This is a genomic window from Nostoc sp. DedSLP04 (genome assembly GCF_034530775.1).
Lineage (GTDB): Bacteria > Cyanobacteriota > Cyanobacteriia > Cyanobacteriales > Nostocaceae > Nostoc.
Genome location: NZ_JAVRCL010000014.1, coordinates 74,505 through 99,442, shown reverse-complemented (window position 1 = coordinate 99,442; position 24,938 = coordinate 74,505). Strand labels below are relative to the sequence as shown.

The window sequence follows — 24,938 nt, the reverse complement described above, 5'->3', positions numbered from 1 at the left end:
ACCGATGTACCATACAGATAAATTTACAAAAATCAACAATGGTAGAACGTCCAATTAAGAAATCGGAACGTCAGGCTCAAGCAAACACTGACAGCAATTCCGAAAATTCGGATTCTGTAACCCCGATTGAATCTAACCCCAAAAGCTCAAAACCGAACCGCGACCGCTCGTCTGACAAAGGGAAAAAAGGCTCGTCATCTAGGGATGAAAGCAGACCACCGGTGAATCCTGCACTAGCGCGTGGCCCAAAACCGGTTAAACCTCCAACCCCCAAAGTTAAAACAGAAGAACTTGAAACCGAATCAGAATCTATCTCTGAGGAGTCTCAAGACTAAAATTACAAGTGTTGTTGTGTGTGATGTGGGAGGCTATAAGCATATTAAAGACTGGGATTTCTGACTCCGAAGGCAGCGATCGCGCCCCCCATCACCATTAGATTATTTTTAGCGATCGCATCTCTCATAGAGTTCCTGTATGTCAAATGCGCGAATGGGTAGGTGTACAAATTCCACACCCCCAAAAAATTGCTTCTATCTCAATCCCAGTAAGCATTTCACCCCACTCATCACCCAATTATCATCCGCGCAATCTCTGAAATGCTTACAAAAACTAGGATGTCAGCCTTTAACTTTTCTCGGCACTCTTCCCAAAGGAATTCTCTAATGCTATGATTGCTCCAGAATCGCGCAACCGCACCTTGAAAACTAAATACAGCTTGGCTTTCAGGCTCTTGCTATTGCAATTCATCAAAATCCCTATTAGGGATTGAAACGCAGTGGCAGATACGGTAATAGATGAGAGGCTGCGAAGTAAATTGCAATTCATCAAAATCCCTATTAGGGATTGAAACCAGAAGTTGCTTAGGGGTCAACGTGTAGCCTAGGGATTGCAATTCATCAAAATCCCTATTAGGGATTGAAACATAGTCTTCTTCAGTTAGCCCAAAGTCGTCCACAATTGCAATTCATCAAAATCCCTATTAGGGATTGAAACAAGGGGTAAACAAAAAAGCCCTAGAAGAATCTAGATTGCAATTCATCAAAATCCCTATTAGGGATTGAAACACTAAGAGAAACGACAAGCTACAAATGGGTTGTATCAAATTGCAATTCATCAAAATCCCTATTAGGGATTGAAACATAGCCCCTGAAGCCTCTATCCATAGACAGCCACCATTGCAATTCATCAAAATCCCTATTAGGGATTGAAACGACAAATCCTAAATATTAATAGATACTAAAGAAGTAATTGCAATTCATCAAAATCCCTATTAGGGATTGAAACATCACGATATTATCAAAGCCTCCTTGGACGGAGAGATTGCAATTCATCAAAATCCCTATTAGGGATTGAAACAACCATACTAAAATAGCTACATAGCCTCACAGGAGATTTAATTGCAATTCATCAAAATCCCTATTAGGGATTGAAACAATCCCTAGATGCCACATAGCCCGGTTCACGCATTGCAATTCATCAAAATCCCTATTAGGGATTGAAACTTAAGTCTCTGGGATGCTGGTGAGTTCCCCGTATTGGATTGCAATTCATCAAAATCCCTATTAGGGATTGAAACTGACAAGGCAGAAGCCGCAGAAATATATGTTAGATTGCAATTCATCAAAATCCCTATTAGGGATTGAAACTTTTATGGCTTTTTTGACTTGATTAACCACATTAAATTGCAATTCATCAAAATCCCTATTAGGGATTGAAACGAGACACATCACACCAGCGATCGCTAGGGCTGCCAACATTGCAAAGAATTGCAATTCATCAAAATCCCTATTAGGGATTGAAACGAGACACATCGGAACCTAAAGCAGCTTTCTTGATTGCAATTCATCAAAATCCCTATTAGGGATTGAAACTCAAGGGGCAACTGAAGACCTTACGGACGCCATAAAGATTGCAATTCATCAAAATCCCTATTAGGGATTGAAACAAAACCATTTGGGTTACACACAGCCCCGGATAATATTGCAATTCATCAAAATCCCTATTAGGGATTGAAACAGCAAGATTATGATACTAGCCATTGCTTACATTACATTGCAATTCATCAAAATCCCTATTAGGGATTGAAACCACAGTAAAAGCCAAGGATGTCTCAGACAGTATTAAGATTGCAATTCATCAAAATCCCTATTAGGGATTGAAACAACTGACAGACTTCCGCCCAGGTAGCCCCATAGCTGCATTGCAATTCATCAAAATCCCTATTAGGGATTGAAACGTAAGGCAGCGGCTGCTGGTATGGCAACTACATATTGCAATTCATCAAAATCCCTATTAGGGATTGAAACCTTAGCCTCCATAACTGAGGATACAAACCGATTCTCATTGCAATTCATCAAAATCCCTATTAGGGATTGAAACCGCGCTTGCTGGAACAGGTACACTTAAATATTTAACATTGCAATTCATCAAAATCCCTATTAGGGATTGAAACTTGGACATCCAAGGGCATAAAGTAGATGATGATTTAATTGCAATTCATCAAAATCCCTATTAGGGATTGAAACTACCCTATTAAGATTAGAGTTACCAATAAGTAACTCATTGCAATTCATCAAAATCCCTATTAGGGATTGAAACTTAAAAACTTTGCATCCTCACCCAAAATTTTTGCAGATTGCAATTCATCAAAATCCCTATTAGGGATTGAAACACTTATGTATGGGTAAAGGATGGATAGAATAATAATTGCAATTCATCAAAATCCCTATTAGGGATTGAAACGTAGGCTCCCAGGCCGGCCTAGGGAAATCTACCCAATTGCAATTCATCAAAATCCCTATTAGGGATTGAAACAGGTTTATAATCCTTTGGCTTATTGTAATGGGGCATTGCAATTCATCAAAATCCCTATTAGGGATTGAAACCAGCCTTGACGCGTACAGTCTGCGATCGCTGAGTAATTGCAATTCATCAAAATCCCTATTAGGGAAGCTAAAACCCCGTATAGGTTTTAGCATTAGCGTTGCTAAAACCCTCTTCCCTCCTGCCTCTTGCCTGATCCCAACGACAAATATTTACACGCACCTACTTATTACAGTTCTTCGCCTTTTTCTTGAAGGAGCGATCGCCAATCTTCAATCGCCTTCTCCGTCCACAGCCAATTTTTAGCTAATTTATCTACCTGGAAATTTTCTCGATCGGACTTGAGAACCGTTTGCCGCAATTTGATCGCTTCATTCAAATATTGCGTCTGCTTACCATTAGATTGACTAAGTGCAGATTTATACAATCCAAGAGCTAAACCAGCATAAGAAGTTAAAGCATCTTGAGGAACTGTTGTATTTCTGGATGTTGAATTTGTGTTCTGTTCTTTGAGAGCTAAATTCAAAGCCTTGAACCAAGCATCATTGGCGCGATTCAGATTGCCTTCTGTGTAGTAGGCAAATCCCAAAGCGTTATTATATAAAAGCGATTCGGGTTTAGCTTTGGCAGCAGTTTCCCAATAACGACGGGCATCATCAACGCTATAGTTATTGTCTCCAGTTTGGATCGACTGCCACGCCAATCGCCCCTTGTAAAAATTCACAGATGGATCGTCAGCTTGTTTACTAGGAATTAGTTTTAAGGAAGTTTCAGCCGCAGCCAGTGCGCCGCGATTCAGTAGTTCTTCTACAGCCAATAACCCACCTTGCAAGTCACCCTGACTCAATTTTTCCGTAGCAGTAGCGGTGACAATTCCAGTTGCTTCTATTCCTAAATCGATATTCGGCTGCTTTTGAATCGGTCGAGAATCAGGTAGAGACTGGGCGGGAATTTCTGGTATTTTAGGCAGTGCTTGGGGGCGATTTTGCCACCAATTTAAACCGATCGCTGCTGCGATCGCACCGATCCCCACAACACCCACAATCGGCCACAACTTGCGGCGACGGGTACGATTTCTTGACGGGGGTGGTTGCGATTGCGAAAAATTAGACTTTTGCCAATTTTCCTCAAGGTTCCCAGGAGTTGGAGGTGGCGGTGGTGGAACTTCTCCCCACAAATCTGCTGACTCTTCTGAGGAAGTCGTTTCCTCTGAAATCTGGCTTTGGTGAAGACTATTTTCGCTAATTTGTCGATCCGGTTCAGTTGCAGGTTTTTGGTTATCTAGCTGACGAAACAAATCCGAAACGATCGCAGAATCTTCTTCATAGCTTGGGTCATCATACTCAATTTCATCAACCAGATCGCCCCAAGTATCTTCACCTAGCCAGTCCAACCCAGAATCCCGCGTCAAACCACTAGGAATCATATCTTCCATTCCTAAAGGCATCTCGCTATCATCAGGTATACCAGGGTACATCATGGAAGTTACCCCTAAAGGCGAACTATACTGATTCAGCGAATCTGTACTTGTAGATACCTCAGCTTCTTGACTTAAAAAACCGTCAAATTCTGGCTGGAGATATAAAATCGGTAATGCCCAGTACATCTGGTGAGAACCATAAGCAGAAATTAATCCTTGGCGCACCCGACTTACACACAAATCTACTGGATATCCCTGATTTAAATTGCGGTAAAACAATTGTGTGAGCGTCAACGCCACTTCATCAGGAATCCGTTCTGACATCGCCAAAACGCTTCTAATTCCGCGCTTCACCAGACTTTCCGCTAAGTTTCGTTCGCCAGTATCTCCAGAGGGATTAGACGCTGCTGTGTATGCCCCCAAGCAGGAATTAAACACTGCCATTTGAATATTATTGTTGACGAGCAAACCTGCCAAATCGTCCCCAGTTAAGATTTCCGTTAAGCCAGTTCTGCGGCTAACAAGATAAATTTCTCCCCCATTTGCGCCTAAGTTACTATGACCAGAGTAATGGAGAACGTGATATCTACCTTGTTCTAGGGCTTGCGTCAGTTCTTCCCGTCCTGGTTGGTCTAAGACAGTAAGTTCAATTTCTGGGAAACGATTCCGACTTTCACCAAGTCGTGACGTTTGACGGTGAAGTTCCGCTTGCAGTTTAATTGCTTCTTGTTTCTGTAAGTCAAGACGGACTTGATCTGAGGGAGAAGCAATTACCATCAAGACTCTGACACCACCTTGTTCTGGTGGTGTGGGCATATTTTGCGACCGCAAAGGAGAAGCCCCCAAAATTCCACTTTGGAAGCGAGAAAAAGCCACATAAGGCCCAGTGGCCAGAGGGCGATCGCCTGCGTGCATCACTTCCCAAGGCAAACGAGCTAATCTAGTGTCTTTTAGCCCCAAGCGTAAGCGTAGTACTTGTTGATGGTTCTGAGCAATACCTTGGGCAGTAATCCAACTATCTCTGAGAGTGCCTTGAAATAGGGCGTTATAAAATTGTTGACCCAACGCCACCAAATTCACAGAGTTTCTGGCGATATCGCTTTCATGTCCGCCAGAGGTAAATGGATCTCCTTGCAACACTGAATTCAACGGATCATTCATCAAATGCCCAGCAGCCATCAACCAATCAGCTATAGGCCAAGTCACCAATTCTTCTGCCAATGGTACCCCAGGCGCGACTTGTTCCGTCCGCACCAAGTAGTCATTTTGCCCTACTGGGGTTACGGAAATATGGAATTCCTGGGTCACAACTTCTCCTGTCCGCCTCCTAAATCTGGTTTGAAACGCGAAAGTTTCAAGTCGATTTTTCGCTTTCTCTGATAATTTAGATGCATCCTGCCCCTGAATGTTTCTGATTCGGTGTCGTTTTGGTTTTTCTGCCTTTACAACTTTATCCGGATCGGATTACCTGGGTCTAGAACACTTAATTGGTAGATGCACCTTGATCTTCAACTCCCCTAGTTGGCTAACACCCACTGGGGGTTTTTTTATTTTTGGCAAACAACAGCAACTTCTGACGCAGATATTCTCTACCAGAAAATAGTGCTTAATCCTAGAATACTTGATTAATAGATGGATGTCCCTCGATCTTTAACTCCCCTAATTGAGTTAATATCCACTTTGGTTTTTTTGAGACACGATAACAATCAATTTTCTCATAAATTTATCCGGAGCATGGTGGTTAAACCTAGAACATTTAAGTGGTAGATGCACCCTGATAACTAGCTCCCCTGGTTGGCTAACGCCCACTGGGGGGTTTTTTTATGAAAATTGAGTCCTATTGATTAACCCTGCAACACCCATTTTGTAAAGCAGCGCACCGATCGTTTAATTGGTAGGTCTGTCCTGATAACTAACCCCTCTAAGGTTTTTCTTCCATCGACAAACAGTAACAACTTCAACTTCTGCTAATTTATCCGGTAGCGACCCATTTATTTTAGAAAAGATTATTGGTAGATGCACCCTGATAACTCACTCCCCTGGTTGGTTAACACCCACTGGGGGTTTTTTTTAATTGCATCACTGATAGCGATCGCAAATGCCTCTCGTAGAGAAATGTAAGCGAGTCTTTTCCTCTCAAAGATGCTACGCGTAGCTTGCTTTTCCATAGAGGTACGAGCTTTACAGCCCATCGTAGACATCAACTCTGATTTAGTTCATTTTTCCCGGAAGATGCTATCTGCCCCTAGAAAAGATTATTGGTAGATGCACCCTGATAACTCACTCTCCTAGTAGGTTAACACCCACTGGGGGTTTTTTTTATTAAAAAAATAACTGACCCTGATAACTCACTCCCCTGATAGGTTAACATCCACTGGGAGTTTTTTCTACTACTTGCGTTACCAATAGCGAGACGCATTTGCGTTTCGTAAAGAAATATTAGCGAGTCTTTTCCTCCTTTTCCATAGAGGTACGAGCTTTACAGCCCATTATTGTAGACATCGCCTCTGATTTAGTTCATTTTTCCCGGAAGATGCTAGCTGCCCCTAGAAAAGATTATTGGTAGATGCACCCTGATAACTCACTCTCCTAGTAGGTTAACACCCACTGGGGGTTTTTTTTATTAAAAAAATAACTGACCCTGATAACTCACTCCCCTGATAGGTTAACATCCACTGGGAGTTTTTTCTACTACTTGCGTTACCAATAGCGAGACGCATTTGCGTCTCGTAGAGAAATGTTAGCGAGTCTTTTCCTCTTAAAGATGCTACGCGTACCTTGCTTCTCCATAGAGGTACGAACGTTACAGCCCGTTATAGACATCGCCATCGCCTCTGATTTAGTTCATTTTTCCCGGAAGATGCTAGCTGCCCCTAGAAAAGATTATTGGTAGATGCACCCTGATAACTCACTCCCCTAGTAGGCTAACACCCACTGGGGGTTTTTTTATTTAAAAAATAACTGACCTTTGTCCAAATTTATCCGGAGTATGGTCTTCAACCTGAGAACACTTAATTGGTAGATGCACCCTGATAACTAACTCCCCTAGTAGGTTAACACCCACTGGGGGTTTTTTTGCCCTAGACGCATAGCGGTGAGCTACATAACCGGAGTAAATCACTATCACTACTCTTGTTGTTACTCCTGGTAGACCTTGAGTATCTTCCTGTTCCCAGGATAGAGCATAACTTACTCACTCAATTCCTGAATCGCTTTCTTTTTATTGTGAGCTAGAGACGCCACTCCAAAATGATTGCTATGATATTTAATCACATTCTTAATTTTTTTTATATATTTTGACGAGTTTCCTTTTAACTTTCACTATTTGTCTGCCTCAGCAAACCTTACCTTCTCAGCACAGACTAACAGACTAAATATCAGGCTACCGCTAACAGCACTCCCGAAGCAATTGAAAACAGTTAGAAATTCCAATTTTTTAGCTGGTTGGGATTAGACGGTAATTGTGTGGTAAACAGGCGGTCTAAAATTTCTGATTTCTGTTCTGAACTGAAGTTGTCATAAAAATTTTCAAGCTTCTCAACTATTCCGAAATTTCTGAAAGCCTCTAAATTAGAATCTGGTTTTTCAATTAAAGGTTTTTGTCTATTCTGGGAATAACTAAGTATATCTACTGTATGATTATTCCTTCGATGCACAAGCTGCATCAATAAATCGATTGCAACAGTTGGCAGAACGCGGTAGGTAGAAGTCACAAAAAAATCAAAAGTCATATTTCCTAGACGGATGCGATCGCCGTCTTTAAGCTTAATCGGCCTAACAACGCGATTACTATTCACAAACGAGCCATTGGTACTGTTGAAATCAATTAAGTAAAAGCCTTGCTCGTCAATATGCTGAATAGCAGCGTGGCGACGAGACAGATGATTGTCAGCAATGCAAATACCACTGGTGCGATTACGACCTATCGTCCAGATTTGTTGTGGCTGTCGTAAACTCTGAGTCTGATTGTCGCCCAAGTTAGTCATCAAATAAACAGCAGCACTATCCACTACGCCATGTACGTAACCCGCCTTGACTCTCCTCAACGACGGTTGAGATAAATTTTCTAGCTGAAGAATTTCATCTAGAAGGCTGCTGTGGTGTTCATACACCTTGAGGAATACTTGATATAAAGTTAATCGCCGTTCTATTTCCGTTTGTGCAAAGTCAGTCATTATACGTAAACCTTATACTACCTGATTTCAGTTGTAATATACATCTCCAGCCGACAATCAGGGATAATTGATTTTTTGCTTTTTACTACCATCTGAAAAATTTAGTGGTTTAGGATCGTGCTATTTTATTTACAAATTTTAGGTTTGGGATTCTCTGTTATTTATAGCCAGAAAAAGCATATAAATACCTTTAGAAAATTATCATGATGCTTTATTGTTTATTGTAAATAATCATTTGTTATTTGTAACAGATAAAACTCATAAAGATTTCATAAAGAAATAACAAACATCTACGTATTTTTGCTAGATATTTGGATATTTCTTAATATTCGTGAGAGTGATAGTCATCAATCAACCTAAACATTATACATATTTGTTCGATTTTGAATAAATCTAAGTTTTATCGAGAATAATCAGGGCTAATTTTCCCATATATAAGAAAATTTCAGCATTATGATGCTGATAAAATAAGTGTTTTAAAATTGTTAATAAAAACGGAGAGCTTAAAAGCAGGGGGTTGAGGCTATTCTGCTAATCTCAAATAATTAATTTTAAGAAAAAGGATTCATCCGTCAGGATAATCTAAAACCTAATATAGGAGAATATTCGCATAGAAATAGGGCGACAAAAGAGGCTATTCCCGATGAATTAGGAAATTCTATCCGTCTATAAATTGGGGTAGTTGACATTTTAAAATCACAACAGGCCTCGTTTTCCATTGGGACGCACAGTCATCCAATTAGTTTTTGCTAGTGCTAGCTGCTCATCAGAAATTTTGGCACTGGTGAGATTAGCACCACACAGATTTGCTCCTCGGAGGTTAGCATTGCTGAGATAAGCATTACTAAGGTCTGCGCCTCGCAGGTCTGCTCCTTCTAAATCAGCATGGTTAAAGTATGCTTTGCTTAAATTAGCATCCTTAAGATTTGCTCGAGTTAGACTGGCTCTGCCAAAGTCACTATTGTGAAGATTTGCTCCCTGAAGATTGGTTTTTTGTAATTGAGCAGAATGGAAATTTGTTTGAGATAAATCAGCACCTTGCAGATTTAGCAAATTTAAATTGTGTAAGGCAAAATCTCGTCTTCCCTTCAGATAAGCTGTTAATAAACCTTGGGTATCTAACTTGCGCCCAACTTTAGAATTTTGACTTTGTGAACCATTGCTGTTGCTACTGAAAGTCGTTGATTTGGCCATCCCAGAACCCTGGTGTAATCCCGCAGCTTCCGCTGCCTTGGCTCGTCTAGCACGAATCGCTGCCGCTACCTGTGCCACTCCAGTGTTGGTAGCAGCAGGGTTGTTACATAAAACAGCAGAATTTTCCAGGTGGTTATATGTTCGCTCTTTAGATCGATTATCAGATTTAGTCAGCAAACCCTTTGCTAAACTATCTAAGTATGGTTCTATTTCCAATGCTCTGAGAACTTCTGCCGCTGACTGATAGCGATTACGTACAGATACCTCTAACATTCTTCGCAACACATTGCCTAAGTGATCGCTCACTTGCACAAGCTGCTCCCACATCATCTCGCCAGTGTTGGGATTGTAATCTAAATCTTTAGGAGTTTTGCTAGTCAGTAAATAAATGCATGTCACACCTAGTGCATAAATATCACTGGCGTAGACTGGACGCATAGCCATTTGCTCTGGAGGTGCAAAACCAGGAGTACCAATAGCATACGCAGTTAATGCTGTCTGTCCTGATGGGCCTGTCGCACTTTGGCTAATTTGGTTCTTGACGGCACCAAAGTCGATGAGTACCATTCTGGCATCTTGAGTGCGGCGGATTAAGTTGGCTGGCTTAATATCACGGTGAATCACCTTTTGATCGTGGATGTATTGCAACAGTGGCAAAATCTCGCTCAAAAATTGCTTGACTCCAGTTTCGCTCAAGATGCCGTTAAGTTTGACCTCCTCTTGCAAGGTGTCACCACTGATATATTCTTGAACTAAGTAAAATTGCTCGCGGTCTTCAAAATAGTCTAACAATCTTGGCACTTGGGGATGATTGCCAATCTTACCTAGAGTTTTGGCTTCTCGTTCAAAGAGTTCTCTGGCCATCTGTAAAACGTGTGGGGCGCTTCCTGATGGGCGTAATTGTTTGATTACGCAACTCGGTTCTCCTGGTAAGCCTCGATCGTTGGCTAGGAAGGTCGCTCCAAAGCCACCCTGACCTAATGGTTGGATTGCCTGATAACGATCGCGCAACAGTAGTTGCGAGCCACAAGACTGACACCTTTGGCTATATACCAAATTTTCTGGATTGGAACAGGTAGGATTTAAGCAGTAGCTCATGCACTCTCAACTCGCTGCACGAATAATCACGGGGAGTGTTATACTCCCTTCCAATTATTTAGACATTAATCAACTCTTGCCAGGTAATTTTTGCTGGAAATCCTTTGAAGAGTTCCTAAAGTTTAACTGAGATTACCTAAAGCGATCGCTAAACAAGATTATTTATTATACTTACATTGGCAAATACTGTTTATGCTATTTTCTAGCAATTCGTAATTCCTAATAACGCTCTATCAAGGCTTGTGGCGTTCATCGCGCTGTTATCCCATTCAGAAAATCAGCTTTAATCTGGTTTTTGTATGGGAAAATTGGTATTAAAAGGTATTGAAGGGCAGTGCCTAACACCAGTTACTAATTTGGGGAAACCCCAGACGCTCGCGGACTCGCTCTAAGCATTGGCGCAGCCTCTCTAAGAGTTGCTATGCCGTTGGCTAACGCAAGTGCGGGTCGCAGACAAGCCTCTCGTACCACTTTGTGGAAGCAAGCTACGTGTAGCGTCTCCCTTTGGGAGAAGAGAAGGCTTTACGCTGCGCTATTGCTTTTAGCGTCTCCCCTTCTTCCTAAAGGGAGAGGCTAACCTAACGCCAAGGGAGAAAACCGCACTGGCTACCCTACAGAAAGTCGCTGTAGAATTTTGGATGCCCAAATTTGGAGGCAATTTAGAATCATCTTCATTAGTCCTTAAGAGATTATTAGCTAGCTTTCATGTTCACACTAATCAGCTGTTCGATAAGTGCAAAAACATCACTGCGGCTGAGTTTCTCTTTACCATTAGCAAGGGCGTCAAGAGTGCCGTTTGCCAAAGTGAAGGGGATTTGACAAAAATCTAAGGCTGGCCCGGTAGGAAGGTCTTTGATATAAGCTTCTGCCAGGGCTAGATTGCGTCGGGCATAGTCTTGCATATTTTCTGCACTCCAACCTTCTGGGAAGAATTCTACCCCACGCCCCAAATCTTCAGTATGGTTACGCAGGATATTAACTGCTTGTAAACCGCGACCAAACCCAATCGCCTGGGTACGGTTCGTTTGTGTTCCATCATACCAAGTCCATAAGTCAGAAAGTAACAGTCCCACTGCACCTGCAACTCCAAAGGTATAACGATCTAAATCAGATTCTGTATAAATTTTCCAGTTTTTTTCTGCCCAATAAGCCATCCGGTCTGCCATTGCAGCAGTGGCATCCCAAATTCGAGGTGCAATGGTGTCTGGTGCTAGCAGTGACCATTCTCTAATCCTCAAAGTGACTTCTTCTAATGAATTCTCATACCCACTAAATCCTGCAAAGAAAGCATCTACCGCAAAGCCATCAACTCCTGCCTGTAATGTCAAGCTAATCGTTCTTAACAGCTTTGCTTTAGTAGCGTTATCTAGTTCGGGATGATCTTCAATTTCATCAATAGCACGCATACACAAATATGCTGATGCTACTGCTTCTTGCAATCCTGGCGGTAAAACACTAATTGGAATATAAAAAGTTCGGCTAGTTTCTTTGAGGATTTGCAATGCATCTCTACGTAAATTCATGTTTTCACTCCCCACTTGATTTTTGCACCACATGAAGTTTCCAGTTTTTTGATGATACTGGATATAGTTTTGACTAAACTTTAAAAACTATAGACTATAAGATACGCTAGTATTTCATCTAAAAATTGATAGTTTTTGGTGTTGCAATTAACAAAACTCTCAAATTTATCAAAGTCTAGTCTAGTATAGAGGTTTTTGGGTGCAAAAGTGTTTAAAGTGTCGTTTGATATAGCTTTCATAAACTTTTAGCATACATATAAAGAATTATGGTAATATTTGGTTGGATATGACGAAATTGTTCTATAAGCAAACATCCATTTTAGCGATTTGAAAGTGCTTTAAGTCTGCGTTAATCTGACTAAGAAAGTGGAATGATTGTATATATAAAGACAATTCAGGAAAAGCTGACAACGGATAACAGCATTGGTATATACCTTTGGATGAGTACAGTGGTTTAGCGAAGAGTTAGGGTCAGTTAAATTGGACGACATATAAGGCTGTAATGCCTGAGTTGTGACTATAGACTATACCTAATCTATTGGAGTCAGAACCGCTTTGCTGTTCAAAGTGACATAAAGTGACCAAAATTCAAAACAAGAAGTTCCCGTATATTTACGAGATTGACAATAAAAGGGAAAATTCCATACCTTTTCCCGACTTTTGCAAGAAGTGGGAATGAGAGGACACCTCCCCATCTGCTCTTAGCAAGGGGAGATGCCATAGGCATTGGGGTTATTTCGCGTATTCATCAAGAATCGGTGTTATAGTCCAGATTATGTTTACAAACAAACCGAATAGTCTGTAAAAACTCAAAAAAATATCGAAGTATTCCTAATTATTAAATTTTCTGAATCCCTTGTTGATATTGTAAATATTTTTTCTGTAATTCCTCTGGAATGGGAATAAGACGATTATTTTGCAGACTGACAAAACCACCCTTCTGACTAGCTACTGCTGCTAACTCATTGTTAGATAAAATTTCAGCTTGCACAGTCCACTTTAAGCGTCCTAAACCACTCAGCCATAAACGCCCAATCACTCGATCGATAATCTTTATTGGACGTTTGTATTCAATTTCAGTCCCAGCTAGAATTGGTGTATATCCTAGCTCAATTTGTTGATTGAGTTGCCAATGTTCATCTAAAAACTTTAGACGTAAATCCTCTAGCCATCTGATATACACGATATTACTCACAATTCCCATAAAATCAATGTCGTATGTTTTGACAGGAATTGCTAATACTACTTCTAATGGTCTGTGTAAGTTGTTATTTACTAGCATTATTGATCTTGATATTTTTTAATACTGCTTGGTCTGTTCAATTAAAGAGAAGTTTTCAAGTATTGATTCAGGTGATTCATTACTCTATGGATATGAATTGAATCTCCATAAAGCTTGCTGATCATTATGCCTCCTTCCAGCGTTGCAATTATGATGGTAGCGATTTCATCAGCACTCACTTCCGGGCGAATTTCACCTTTTTCAATTCCTTTTTCAATAATTCGACAAATTAGATGTAGCCAAGAGTTCATCGCTTGTTGAGCACGTTCTCGCAACGCCGGATGAGCATCATCACTTTCCACAGCAGTATTCAGCAGTGGACACCCGCCCTTAATCGGTGGATTTTCTGCAAAGCTACTAAACACCCCAATGATTGCTTGCAGACGTTCTACTGCGTGGTGTTTGCTTCGTAATGCAAATCTAGTATGCTGTTTAATGCGAGCGATCGCAAAATCAAAAGCCTGTAGTGCGAGATCGTCTTTGCTTTGGAAATGATTGTAAATTCCTCCTTTCTGCAATCCAGTTACACGCATAATGTCTGACATCGATGAGCCTGCATATCCCTGTTGGTTAAACAGTTCGGCTGCTTGGTGGAGAATTCTACTTTTTGTTTCTTCGCCTTTGGACATTACAGCGATTTATTAGAGTAGGGAGTTGTGAGTTTATTGAACTAAAAATTACTGTAAATTCAAAATTACCGACCGAACAGTCTTTTTGTTTCTACCATAATATATGTTTGCAGGTCAAGTATTTTTCAACGCTGAGTTCTGAACAAAGATTTATTTGATGAAGTCAAGCCATACATAGATTTGCACGATGGCATTTGAAGTGAAGACAATATACTTAAGTAAGTTAACACAACGTCCAGACAACGCAGATTTCACCCGGTCATAAATACTATTAGTTTTGATGCTACCTCCAGTGTCGGCAATGATAAATTTTGGCATCAACAGAAATTTCAGCAGCAATATTGGCGATTTGAGCTTTGCTAAACAGGATTTTGACTGGGTTGTAAAAACAAAATTTTCCATGAGTTATTAGACTTGCGGTCTATTATCCAGAGAATATAGCGATATACAAAGCGAATACGCTGGACGTTTGATGGCGTTTACAAGTAAAATACGGTAAGTACATCGCTTTACGGGCTTTTGTATGTAAAACCGCAGAAAAACCAGTAAGAAGTTAATTTTAGTCAAACAACTGACCTATAAGCAGTTATCAAAGTCTGTTTCAGCTAAATGTTAGTTGTCATACTTCCAAAAACTTCCAGACAGGTTTTAAGTTGTCCAGTAATCCTCTGCCCTAACTTTTAGCTGGATAACCTTTCCTTGTGTCACTCATCTTTTGAGAAACACAATAACTTGCCATGACTAGCTCTATCTACCACTGGGCTGTGATTCGGCTGAGTTATTGCTCTCTAGTAGTGAAGTTCTAGCTGACTTTCTCAAACCCCCAAAGAGTATGCACTATTTATTACTACCATTCTTAAGCTTCTTCGTTGGCATCATAGTTGGTTTGACGGGAATTGGCGGAGCCTCTCTCATCACTCCAATGTTGATTTTTGTTTTTCAGGTTCCACCTTCCATCGCCGTGAGTTCTGATGTTGTAGCTGCCACATTGATGAAGGTTGTTGGTAGCGTCAAGCATTGGGAACAAAAAACCCTGGATACAAAAGTTGTCAAATGGCTGGCCTTTGGAAGTGTTCCAGGCTCATTATTCGGAGTGGGGATTTTGCATCTCATTAAACATACAGGTAAGTATAACCTGGATAATATCTTGCTCCGTTTGCTGGGTGGGATGATTTTGCTAGTCACAGTGTTAGCACTAGTGCAATTGTTGTTATTGACTTTTTTCCCCAAATTTAATTTACCCGAACTGCCAAAGTTAGACTTAGAAACTAACTTCGGTCGATTTATAACAATTACTTTGGGAGCAATTTTAGGCTGTTTTGTCGGTCTAACTAGCGTCTCTTCAGGTTCAATGTTTGCCCTAGTACTGATTGGGTTTTTCCGTCTTGATGCCCGGAAGTTAGTGGGTACAGATATTTCACACGCAGCGATTTTACTGCTGTTTACAGCCCTTGGTCATCTCAGCCTGGGAACAGTTGATTGGAGTTTGGTATTTCCTATATGGTTAGGCTCTGTACCTGGGGTGTTACTAGGTGCTAAAATCTGCCAAGTAGCTCCGCAACGCCCACTACGGTTTATTATTTACGCCATTTTGATGATGGTAAGTTGGAAATTAGTTCATCAAGTGTAACCAAATTGAGATTTTAGCTCCCAAATCCAGCATTCAAAATCCAACCTTGATTAACTTCTTACCCAAGATAGTAGAGTGAATGTACCTCGCTCATACATAATGAACAGACCCAAGCCAATTAACACAAAAGGTACGGCAGCTTTACCGTAGCGACTTAAAATATTAGCAATGGTAGGTTGACGGCTTAAAAAATAAGCGATCGCACACCAAACCCCTACCATGATAAAAAATATACCTAAAATTACTCCCAAACTGGTAAGGTTATGACCAGCGAACAAAGGGATATATATACTAATATTGTCACCACCATTAGCGATCGTTACTGCTGCTACTTTATAGGTTTGAGGATGCAAAACACTCAGAATAAAAGACAATACCGGGTTAGTAGGTGTAGGCTTTCTAAAATCACTACTGACTGTCTGAACTGTTATAGTTTCTTCTTTTCTAAATATTAATTGCTGAATACCAATAGCAATTGGTAGTAGTCCTAGCAATCCTATCCATTCTCGCTGTACAACCAATCCACCAAAAAATCCTGGTAAGCTAGCGATGATAATGGCTGTAAAACCCAGATATTGACCGAGTAAGATATGCCGCCGCCGAAAATTAGCATCTATTTGTGAAAAAAATATTAACAAGATAATGATGTCATCTATGTTAGTGGCGATGAAGGCAATTATCCCTTCACTGAAGGCTGTCCCTAGCTGACTCATGCTGGATTTTTAGAATCTACGATTTACCACCATACCAAATTCACTAATTCGTAATTCGTAATGACGCTCGTTTCTCGCTACCGCTACTTAACGTAATTCGTAATTATTGGCGAAATCCTCGCGCGTCATTCTCAATCACGAATCATTTTAACCTTCTGGCACAACTTACATTTAAGATGACACAGTAATTATTACTGACTCCTAAATTTTTCTTTATCTTAAAATATGAACGAGTTAGTTACTGCAATGACTACAGGGGCAATTGCGTTCATTGCCACTAATATTGATGATATTGTCATTTTATTGTTGTTTTTTTCTCAAATAAATGCTAATTTTCGCCCCCGGCATATAGTTGCTGGTCAGTTTCTAGGTTTTACGGTTCTGTTAATTCTTAGTCTTCCTGGTTTGTTTGGTGGGTTAGTTTTATCAAAAAGCTGGATTGGATTACTTGGTTTACTACCAATGTCCATAGGTATCAGTAGTTTAGTGAATCGGGAAGAAGATTCATCAAAAGAAGTTATAGCTGAAACAGAAGAAGCGGAAGCATCAACAATTACTAGTTTTTTTTCTCCCCAAGCTTATAGTGTGGCAGCTGTTACAATTGCCAATGGTAGCGATAATATTAGTGTCTACGTGCCTTTATTTGCTAGTAGTAACTTAGAGACTTTTTTAGTAATTATCGGATTATTTTTTCTATTGTTAGGAGTTTGGTGCTACGCTGCATCCAAATTAACTAATAACAGAGTCATCGCTAATGTATTGACTCGCTACATTAATAATCTTGTACCTTTTGTTCTTATCGGATTAGGCGCTTTTATTGTATTAAAAAGTGAAGCTTTGAGTCCAATCAAGTTAGCTGCTAGTTGTTGCTGTTTAACAGTTTTGGTAAAAAGTGATGTTGCTAACCATTAACAAAAAATAATTTAGAAGCAGAATTGAAGATGCTCTGTTTCCGGTTAGTAGTTAGAGGATGTCTGAGAAGTATCAAATATTGGTTGATCCCCCCTTACCCTGTTAAAAAAGGGTAAAGAATAACCTTGAAGTCCCTCTTTTTAAGGGGGATTTAAGGGGAGCTTTGAGCGTTCGGTGTATACAAAAAACTTTTTAGACGTTCTCTTAGAATTCAGCTTTTGACAGGATTCAAAACAATACCTATAAAAAAGCCATCACTTTCATTCGCATTTTTTAGGGGAGCGATTTATAACATTAAGAGGCAATGTCTTTTGAAATTCCTTAATTGCTTCAATATGAGTTTGAGTTATATTTATATGTTCCTCTACTGCCTCTGTAAACACTTCTGTTGAGCCATCTTCTGCTAATTTTTTCGTCAAATCTTTGACTTTCTGCGCCTGCTTCTGGATACTTTCTCCGCTATCTTCGATGCGTTTGCCTTGTTGGTGACTAGTATGGTCATCTGTTTGTAAACTCTCACCCAACTCTTTTACTGCTTTGCCTTGCTCAAGTAATTCCTGAGCATGTTTCTGTGCGGTTTGTATAGTCTGCTGGGAAATTTTATGCATAATATGAATCCTTGTATTGCAATTTGATTGCAATAATTTCAGTACAAAGTGATTTTGTTTACTAATCTTTATTAAGGAGCGATCGCTACAATAAAGAATTTACCCACTAAAAAATTATATGACTTGTTAAAAACTCACCAACCTATCATTCGACAGATTAAAGTCATATATCAAAAGGTCAAGATTAATAACTGTTGGAAAATTTTCAAAATCAAAGCGATCGCTTATCACCATTGCGTATGCTTAACTTTTATCAAATGATGATTTGCACTGTATATAGCGGTTCTCGTTTACGTGAGGTATACCTGTAAGGGCACGGCACTGCCATGCCGCTACACCTCGCAATATAATGTTGTACCGCATCTGAATGGGAACCGCTATATATTGTGACTAATCAACTATCCAAATAGGTATAACACACGCTACAAAATCAAATATTAAACTTTACTCAACCACTCATTCTCTTCTGGATCTTTGAACAGTGAGGTGCTGAGGTAGCGTTCGCCGAAGCTAGGCTGGATCGTGACGATGAGGCGACCCGCATTTTCTGGCCGTTGTGCCACTTGAATAGCCGCGTATAAAGCAGCGCCAGTAGAAATCCCTGATAGTAATCCTTCTTCTTTTGCGAGGCGACGGCTGTAAGCGATCGCTTGCTCATCGGCTACCTGAATCACTTCATCTACCAGTTCTGAACGGTAAATTGCTGGGACAAATCCCGCGCCGATACCTTGAATTTTGTGAGGGCCTGATTTACCGCCTGCTAATACCGGACTGTTACTTGGTTCAACTGCGATCGCTTGAAAACTCGGCTTCCGTTTTTTAATAACTTCTGCAACTCCGGTAATCGTTCCACCAGTACCCACTCCCGCCACGAGAATATCTACCTCTCCATCGGTATCATTCCAAATTTCTTCAGCTGTGGTTTCGGCGTGAACTTTCGGGTTAGCGGGGTTGCGGAACTGCTGCAACATATAAGCATTGGGCGTTTTAGCTACAATCTGCTCTGCATGAGCGATCGCTCCTCGCATCCCTTCTACCCCTGGTGTTAACTCTAGTTGAGCGCCATAAGCTTTGAGCATGGATCGTCTTTCGTGGCTCATTGTGTCAGGCATCGTTAGAATGAGATGGTAGCCCTTGGCAGCTGCCACCATCGCTAGCGCAATTCCTGTATTTCCAGAAGTCGGCTCTACTAAAATAGTTTTTCCAGGGTGAATCAAGCCTGCTTCTTCTGCCGTTTCCACCATACTCCCGCCAATCCGGTCTTTCACAGAAGATGCTGGATTCATGCTTTCTAGCTTCACCACAATCCGAGCAACCGCTCCTGACGCTTGGGGAATCTTGTTTAATTGAACTAAAGGAGTTCGGCCGATTAACTCTGTGATATCTTTCGCTATCCGCATGTGGGTACTCCGTCGTGTCTAAATATAATACATTGGACTCTGCTGGGCGCGAGTTTCTCTTTCCTCGCACAAGTCTTGGAGTGTATAACGACCCAAAACTTCTATTGAGGCAGCGTTAGCTTGCTCCCAAACTTCATAAACTAGAGTCTTTTCCAGAGTCGGAGAGTTAGAGGTATCTTTCTCTTTCCGCTCACCTTCAACCAAAGTGACAATTTCAAGTATTGTAATCTGCCAAGGTTCCCGAACTAAAACGAAACCTCCTTTAGAGCCGCGTTGGCTCTGCACCACACCAGCACGCCGGAGGTTGGTCAAAATTTGTTCCAGATAGCGCTCAGGTATGGGTTGTTTGGCAGTAATCTCGCTCATGGTTAAAGGAAGTTTTTTTCCGTGATGGCTTGCCAGTTCTAATAGTGCCAGCAGCGCGTATTCCACTTTGGAAGACAGATCCAAGAGAGCGTAGTTTTGGCTATTCAACACTGTACTCAATATACTACGGTGAATTGGGGGACTTATCGCAGTTTATGCGAAATTAATTTTTTTCAACTGTGGAATGTGATAACATCCCACTTATTACCCACAAAAACACTATACTCTATCGACTTACCGTAGATTTAGATATTACACAATTCCCAATATAAGGACTCGATCTTTTTTTTGGGAATCATCCTGAGTTTCTGTTTTCAGAGCCTCACCTACCAACAAAAATCTCAACAGAGTATGCTAATAACTGATTTGCGAACCATTTTTGAGCGCGATCCAGCAGCCCGTAACTGGCTAGAAGTATTGTTTTGTTACCCTGGACTGCAAGCTCTAGTGTTTCATCGATTGGCGCACTGGCTGTATAAAATTGGAATTCCCTTTATACCAAGATTCATCTCTCATCTTAGTAGGTTTTTAACCGGAATTGAAATCCATCCTGGGGCATTAATTGGTCAGGGAGTGTTTATTGACCACGGTATGGGAGTTGTGATTGGCGAGACTGCGATCGTAGGTGACTATGCTCTGATTTATCAAGGTGTCACCCTTGGCGGGACTGGGAAAGAAAGCGGCAAACGCCATCCAACTTTAGGTTCTCATGTGGTTGTGGGAGCAGGTGCAAAAGTATTGGGAAATATTCAAATTGGCGATCGCGTCCGTATCGGAGCCGGTTCTGTGGTGCTACGAGATGTTCCCAGTAACACTACAGTAGTTGGGATTCCAGGGCGTGTAACTCGTCAGAACAACTTAAATAGCAATGTTCTGGATCATGATAAAGTACGCGACGTAGAAGCTGAAGTCATCCGTGCTTTATTTGAACGCGTCAAGTCTCTAGAGAAACAGTTTGAGCAGTTGGAACAATCAAGTTTGTCCCCAACTGAGCTTGGCGACGAATTAACTGACAACCCTAAGAGCAAAAACTCTGATGGGATGATTGAAGATTTTCTTGATGGTGCGGGAATTTAATTTTGGGAATGGGGCATTGGGCATTGGGCATTGGGCATTGGGCATTGGGCATTGGGCATGAGTTATTCTTCCCCTGCTCCCCCTGCCCCCTGCCTCCTGCCCCCTGCTCCCCTCCTCCCCTCTTTAAAATATCCATAGGTTCTTATAACCTGATATAAATATAATACTACGGTTAATTTATCGGAGAATAGTTTTATATATATGGTGTCTTTGTACACAAGCGTATCTAGTTCAAGCAGTAACAATACTAAGCAACTTTTTGCCCGTAGGTCATTTCTGCCAGAGCATCATAACGACCTTTGGAAGATTGAAACGGGTTTTGTAAGAACTTTTAGCTATCTGGAAGATGGTACAACTGTTGCTCTGGGATTGTGGGGCCCTGGGGATGTCGTTGGTAAAAGGTTGTCAAAATTAGAACCTTATCAGATGGAATGCCTAACTAAAGTGGAGGCAACAGTTTTACCTCTAGAAGAGTGGACTGAACTAACAGAAACTCTACTTGCCCATATCCAACAGGCTCAAGAATTGATGATCATTCGTAGCCATAAAAAAGTGGATACTATGCTTATCAAGCTATTGGCATGGTTATCCAAAAAGTTTGGTTCGGAAGTTGAGAAGGGGCGTTTAATAGATATGCGTCTGACTCATGAAGACCTGGCGGAAATGCTCGGTTCAACTCGTGTTACAATCACTCGTGTTCTTGGGCAGTTTGAGCAAGAAGGCTTGATCGATCGCCTCTCCCTACATCGAATTGTGTTGCGAGAAGAAGAAATTTGGTACTATGAAATTTAAATTATTTCAGTAAGACCAGCTATCGCCGTCAGCATTCGGCTTGCCCACAATTCTAAGATTCAAGGATTCTAGGTAAGCTAAACCGCTAGAAATTTGTGGCACTGTTCCCCGTAGTTCAATGTCAAAGCATCCTTCTGTATTTGGTTGTAGCACAGCTTTGGTAATATTAACTACCAAGCCGTAAGTAGAAATTAACTGCGAAATCACGGGCGCTTGCAGATAGCATTTGGGAATATGTATCCGCAGACGAATCTGAGTGACTTGGCTTTTTTCAGAAACTGAAGAAACCAGTGATAATCTATTTTGGGAATTGGTTTTTTGGTTATTTAGTGCTGACATTGAATAGTGATGATTTTATTAATTAGCGTAGGCGTAGCCCGTCGTAGACATCGCTATAAACGCTAGACAAATCTAGCCAAATCGGTAGTCCCAGTTTTTCTAAATAACTCAAGCTAGAGTAGAGTTGCTTTGTTCTTCCCCACAAATCCAAGTCAAACCAGCCGTCATCTTGCGTATCGGGTTGAAGTAACGCGCTGGTGATATTGACTGTTAGTCCATAACCAGAAACTAACTCGGAAATCACTGGTTCTTGGTAATAAGATTTTAAGATACACAGTTGCAAGCGTAATCGATTGGTTTGACCCTGAGAAATCCATTGCTGGAATTGTTCTTGCCATTTATTTGTCAACCATGCAGAGTCTTTGGGACTCAATTTGCTACCTGGATTTGGGAAAGGTAGAGTGTGCTGGTTGGGTTGAATTTGGTTAGCGATCGCTAGTTGCAGCAAATTCACTCCTAATCCTTGCAAGTAAGATAAGCTATTTGTCAGTTTTTGAGGATTTCCTGAAAGTTCCAAATCAAACCAGCCATCGCTGTCACTGTCGGATGCCAGGGATGCAGCTTTAATATTGACGGTTAAATCATAACGAGACACCAGTCGAGAAATTACAGGTTGCCTGTTATACCGTTGAGGCACGAGAATTCGACTGTGGACTGAAGCAGGTTCTACAGATTTACTCTGAGACATCAGATTAATTTCCCATCGCCATGCCTACGGTGGTAACACGGCTGGTGAGCGGCTCCTGAGCGCAGTCGTTCGCGTAGTGTTCCGCAGGGAAGGGAGTCGAACCATGCCGAAGTGCTACGCAATTTTTGGGTTCGGCAGAGAATCTTGTTAATGCCGTGCCCCTACAATTCAACTGTGTGTGGTTGAATATCAGCCTGATAGAAATTTTCATATTTCTGGATTTTTATTAAACTACGGTAAATCTACAGGTTTAATGTATTTAGTTGTTATCTACAGGAAGGTATCACAAAAACCGTAAAAAAGCAATCAGCAAATTAACGTAAGTTAGGAGTAATGTATGTAGAGTACTTGACAATAAACGAATTGGGAATTTATTTCATCTGTCTCTTCACTGATATCGTCATTATCTTGGAATCAAAACTGAACGCTTACCAAATCTCTGAGTACTTAGTTAAATTAAAGCCATCGATAAGGACGAAAGCAAACCTCTTGAACGACATGAGCGAGCCACACGCAACTATGTAGGACTTAGTTTGTACTTGAGTTAATTATTAATAAACTGACTGGTCAGTGCTGACGCGATCGCGAAAACTTTAAACTTTAAGTTCATATCCTAAAATTACCTTGTTCTTTACCCTGTTAGGATATTAATCAGCATAAGATAGTCGGTTAATTTTTGATTATAAAGTTTGATGATTAATATTACTAAATTAAATAAAATTGACTTTCTCGTTTTGATTGGGATTGTGATTATTGGTCTTATACATTTACCTTTTCCATTTGACGGAGATCAAGCATTTTTTCGGCTTGGTGCTTTGGAGATGCAACAAGGAAAATTACTCTATCGTGATTTTTGGGATGTGAAGCAACCAGGGATTTTTTGCTTTTACTTTTTAGCAGGAACTTTATTTGGTTTTAATGAGATTGGTATCCATCTCTTTGAACTTATTTATATGGTGTTTCTGTCTATAGTATTGTTGCTAAGTCTCAAAAGCTATTTTCAGCATCCGATAATCGCAAGTTTAGTACCTTTGTTAACGGTTGGCGTTTACTATACTGTTTCACAGCCTTGGCATCTGACTCAAGTGGAAGCATTGGTTAGTTTGCCTTTATTTACTTGTGTTTGGTTAACTTCTCAATCTTTTAAATATGAAGGTAGAAAAGCATTTTTTATACTTTTACTATCAGGCTTTATTGGTGGAATCGTTATCACATTTAAATTAATACTTTTACTAATATTACTTTCCTTTTGGTTAACTATTTTGATATATTCTTTGATGATCAAACGGCAGCCAATTTCAAAAGTATTTGTAGAAATCTTTATTCCCATTTTTATGGGGATTATATGTCCTATTTTATGTATTGTTAGCTATTTTGCTTGGTTTAATAGTTTACCAATTTTGTATCAGACATTTTTTTTATATCCACCTCGGATTGTTGCTAATTCCCAATTTAACCCAACTGGGCTTTTTGTAGGAATAAAATGGTTATTAAATAATTTTTACCCTCTACTTTTAGCCGCGATTGTTGCAGTAGATGTATCATTGCGTAAGTCTAAGAATATATTGACTTTGCTACTTGTGATTTGGTGTATTTTTGCTTGGGGTGTGATTGTTCTACAACGTGGGGCATTTTGGGAATACCATTATTTACTATTGTTTGTACCTTTAGGTGTTTTAGCAACTAAAGGATTAGATGTTTTATGGGAGTCTTTAATAAAATTGAGTTCCCCATTTACGGCAATCCTGCTGATATTTTTGTTTTTCTTCCCTTTATCGCACACTCTGATAAAAAAGAGCATTGTTCTGGCTAATAATAACTTTGCTTTAACTGAAGATACACGATTCAAATATCAGACTGTTTTTAGAGAAAAATATCCATCTCTTCGTTCAGAGGCTGAATTTATCTCCCAACCAGGAAGTCTTCCTGGTAAGATTTATGTAGCTGGCGATCCATCTATTTACTACTTCTCCAATCGTACTCAGGCAACATCACTACGTGGTTGGGCACTTGAATATTTCCTGCCTGAGCAATGGACAAAACTTCTAGAAGAGTTAGATTCATCTAAGCCTCCTTATATCTTTATTGATTATATTCAGCAACCTACTATCAACAAAAATTTTCCCAGAATGCTAGAATTTCTTCAGGGAAAATACCGTATTTTACGTCAGAATGATAACGGTATTTGGTATACCCTTTTGTAGACAAACCACTACACCAATTCTGAATCATTCATGAGAAACAAGATCCCCGACAACTTTTACGAAGT

General features: G+C 40.4%; 18 protein-coding genes, 1 pseudogene and 1 CRISPR repeat array. Of the genes and pseudogenes, 6 read left to right on the top strand and 13 right to left on the bottom strand.

The annotated features are described in order from the left end of the window. Nucleotides 1-38 precede the first annotated feature (38 nt). The gene (locus RMX89_RS11045; protein WP_322670870.1) at nt 39-335 is read left to right on the top strand and encodes a hypothetical protein; all 297 of its coding nucleotides are present in this window, start codon (nt 39-41) and stop codon (nt 333-335) included. Between the two features lie 400 nt (nt 336-735). Continuing rightward, nucleotides 736-2,957: direct repeats of the CRISPR family, unit length 37 nt; unit sequence ATTGCAATTCATCAAAATCCCTATTAGGGATTGAAAC. A 95-nt stretch (nt 2,958-3,052) separates the two neighbouring features. On the opposite strand, the gene hetF is transcribed toward RMX89_RS11045, so the two are convergent. The 7 genes and pseudogenes from hetF to RMX89_RS11010 all read right to left on the bottom strand — a co-directional run. Next, a complete protein-coding gene (gene hetF / locus RMX89_RS11040; protein ID WP_322688949.1) occupies nt 3,053-5,551 on the bottom strand; it encodes a cell division protein HetF in 2,499 nt (832 codons plus the stop codon). Nucleotides 5,552-7,662: 2,111 nt separating this feature from the next. Next, nucleotides 7,663-8,418: an FHA domain-containing protein gene (locus RMX89_RS11035; protein WP_322670868.1), complete on the bottom strand. Its 756-nt coding sequence runs from the start codon at nt 8,416-8,418 to the stop codon at nt 7,663-7,665. A 696-nt stretch (nt 8,419-9,114) separates the two neighbouring features. After that, the gene (locus RMX89_RS11030; protein WP_322685897.1) at nt 9,115-10,710 is read right to left on the bottom strand and encodes a serine/threonine-protein kinase; all 1,596 of its coding nucleotides are present in this window, start codon (nt 10,708-10,710) and stop codon (nt 9,115-9,117) included. Nucleotides 10,711-11,402: 692 nt separating this feature from the next. Beyond that, on the bottom strand, nt 11,403-12,233 hold the full coding sequence (locus tag RMX89_RS11025; protein WP_322670866.1) for a phytoene/squalene synthase family protein: 831 nt from the start codon (nt 12,231-12,233) through the stop codon (nt 11,403-11,405). Between the two features lie 838 nt (nt 12,234-13,071). After that, nucleotides 13,072-13,515 (bottom strand): thioesterase family protein, encoded by a 444-nt coding sequence (locus RMX89_RS11020; protein ID WP_322670865.1) that lies wholly within the window; start codon nt 13,513-13,515, stop codon nt 13,072-13,074. A 41-nt stretch (nt 13,516-13,556) separates the two neighbouring features. Further along, nucleotides 13,557-14,144 carry a TetR/AcrR family transcriptional regulator gene (locus RMX89_RS11015; RefSeq protein ID WP_322670864.1) on the bottom strand — a complete coding sequence of 196 codons (588 nt, stop codon included), beginning with the start codon at nt 14,142-14,144 and terminating at the stop codon, nt 13,557-13,559. 225 nt (nt 14,145-14,369) lie between these two features. Then, nucleotides 14,370-14,553: pseudogene (locus tag RMX89_RS11010) on the bottom strand (NADH-dependent alcohol dehydrogenase); the annotation flags it as partial. A gap of 423 nt (nt 14,554-14,976) precedes the next feature. On the opposite strand from RMX89_RS11010, the gene RMX89_RS11005 reads away from it, so the two are divergent. Beyond that, nucleotides 14,977-15,774: a sulfite exporter TauE/SafE family protein gene (locus RMX89_RS11005; RefSeq protein ID WP_322688948.1), complete on the top strand. Its 798-nt coding sequence runs from the start codon at nt 14,977-14,979 to the stop codon at nt 15,772-15,774. A 50-nt stretch (nt 15,775-15,824) separates the two neighbouring features. On the opposite strand, the gene RMX89_RS11000 is transcribed toward RMX89_RS11005, so the two are convergent. Continuing rightward, entirely contained in the window at nt 15,825-16,487 is a 663-nt protein-coding gene (locus tag RMX89_RS11000; RefSeq protein ID WP_322688947.1) for a cadmium resistance transporter, read from the bottom strand. A 225-nt stretch (nt 16,488-16,712) separates the two neighbouring features. Between RMX89_RS11000 and RMX89_RS10995 the strand changes: the two genes are divergently transcribed. Beyond that, the gene (locus RMX89_RS10995; protein ID WP_322688946.1) at nt 16,713-17,399 is read left to right on the top strand and encodes a cadmium resistance transporter; all 687 of its coding nucleotides are present in this window, start codon (nt 16,713-16,715) and stop codon (nt 17,397-17,399) included. Nucleotides 17,400-17,659: 260 nt separating this feature from the next. Here the strand turns inward: RMX89_RS10995 and RMX89_RS10990 are convergent, their stop codons facing one another. The 3 genes from RMX89_RS10990 to RMX89_RS10980 form a co-directional block, all read right to left on the bottom strand. Next, the gene (locus RMX89_RS10990; protein WP_322670858.1) at nt 17,660-18,007 is read right to left on the bottom strand and encodes a hypothetical protein; all 348 of its coding nucleotides are present in this window, start codon (nt 18,005-18,007) and stop codon (nt 17,660-17,662) included. A 437-nt stretch (nt 18,008-18,444) separates the two neighbouring features. Next, nucleotides 18,445-19,407, bottom strand: a complete 963-nt coding sequence (gene cysK / locus RMX89_RS10985; protein WP_322670857.1) for a cysteine synthase A — start codon at nt 19,405-19,407, stop codon at nt 18,445-18,447. Nucleotides 19,408-19,425: 18 nt separating this feature from the next. Continuing rightward, the gene (locus RMX89_RS10980) at nt 19,426-19,908 is read right to left on the bottom strand and encodes an Rrf2 family transcriptional regulator (RefSeq protein ID WP_322685903.1); all 483 of its coding nucleotides are present in this window, start codon (nt 19,906-19,908) and stop codon (nt 19,426-19,428) included. Between the two features lie 216 nt (nt 19,909-20,124). Between RMX89_RS10980 and cysE the strand changes: the two genes are divergently transcribed. Next, on the top strand, nt 20,125-20,850 hold the full coding sequence (cysE, locus tag RMX89_RS10975) for a serine O-acetyltransferase (protein WP_409883909.1): 726 nt from the start codon (nt 20,125-20,127) through the stop codon (nt 20,848-20,850). Nucleotides 20,851-21,051: 201 nt separating this feature from the next. Further along, a complete protein-coding gene (locus tag RMX89_RS10970) occupies nt 21,052-21,642 on the top strand; it encodes a Crp/Fnr family transcriptional regulator (protein WP_322685891.1) in 591 nt (196 codons plus the stop codon). Between the two features lie 6 nt (nt 21,643-21,648). On the opposite strand, the gene RMX89_RS10965 is transcribed toward RMX89_RS10970, so the two are convergent. Together RMX89_RS10965 and RMX89_RS10960 are read right to left on the bottom strand one after the other, a co-directional pair. Further along, complete coding sequence (locus tag RMX89_RS10965) at nt 21,649-21,981, bottom strand: NIL domain-containing protein (protein WP_322688945.1); 333 nt, start codon at nt 21,979-21,981, stop codon at nt 21,649-21,651. 22 nt (nt 21,982-22,003) lie between these two features. Then, nucleotides 22,004-22,669, bottom strand: coding sequence for an NIL domain-containing protein (locus RMX89_RS10960; protein ID WP_322688944.1), 666 nt, complete (start codon nt 22,667-22,669; stop codon nt 22,004-22,006). Between the two features lie 692 nt (nt 22,670-23,361). Between RMX89_RS10960 and RMX89_RS10955 the strand changes: the two genes are divergently transcribed. Further along, nucleotides 23,362-24,873 carry a hypothetical protein gene (locus RMX89_RS10955; RefSeq protein ID WP_322688943.1) on the top strand — a complete coding sequence of 504 codons (1,512 nt, stop codon included), beginning with the start codon at nt 23,362-23,364 and terminating at the stop codon, nt 24,871-24,873. The last annotated feature ends 65 nt before the right edge of the window (nt 24,874-24,938 follow it).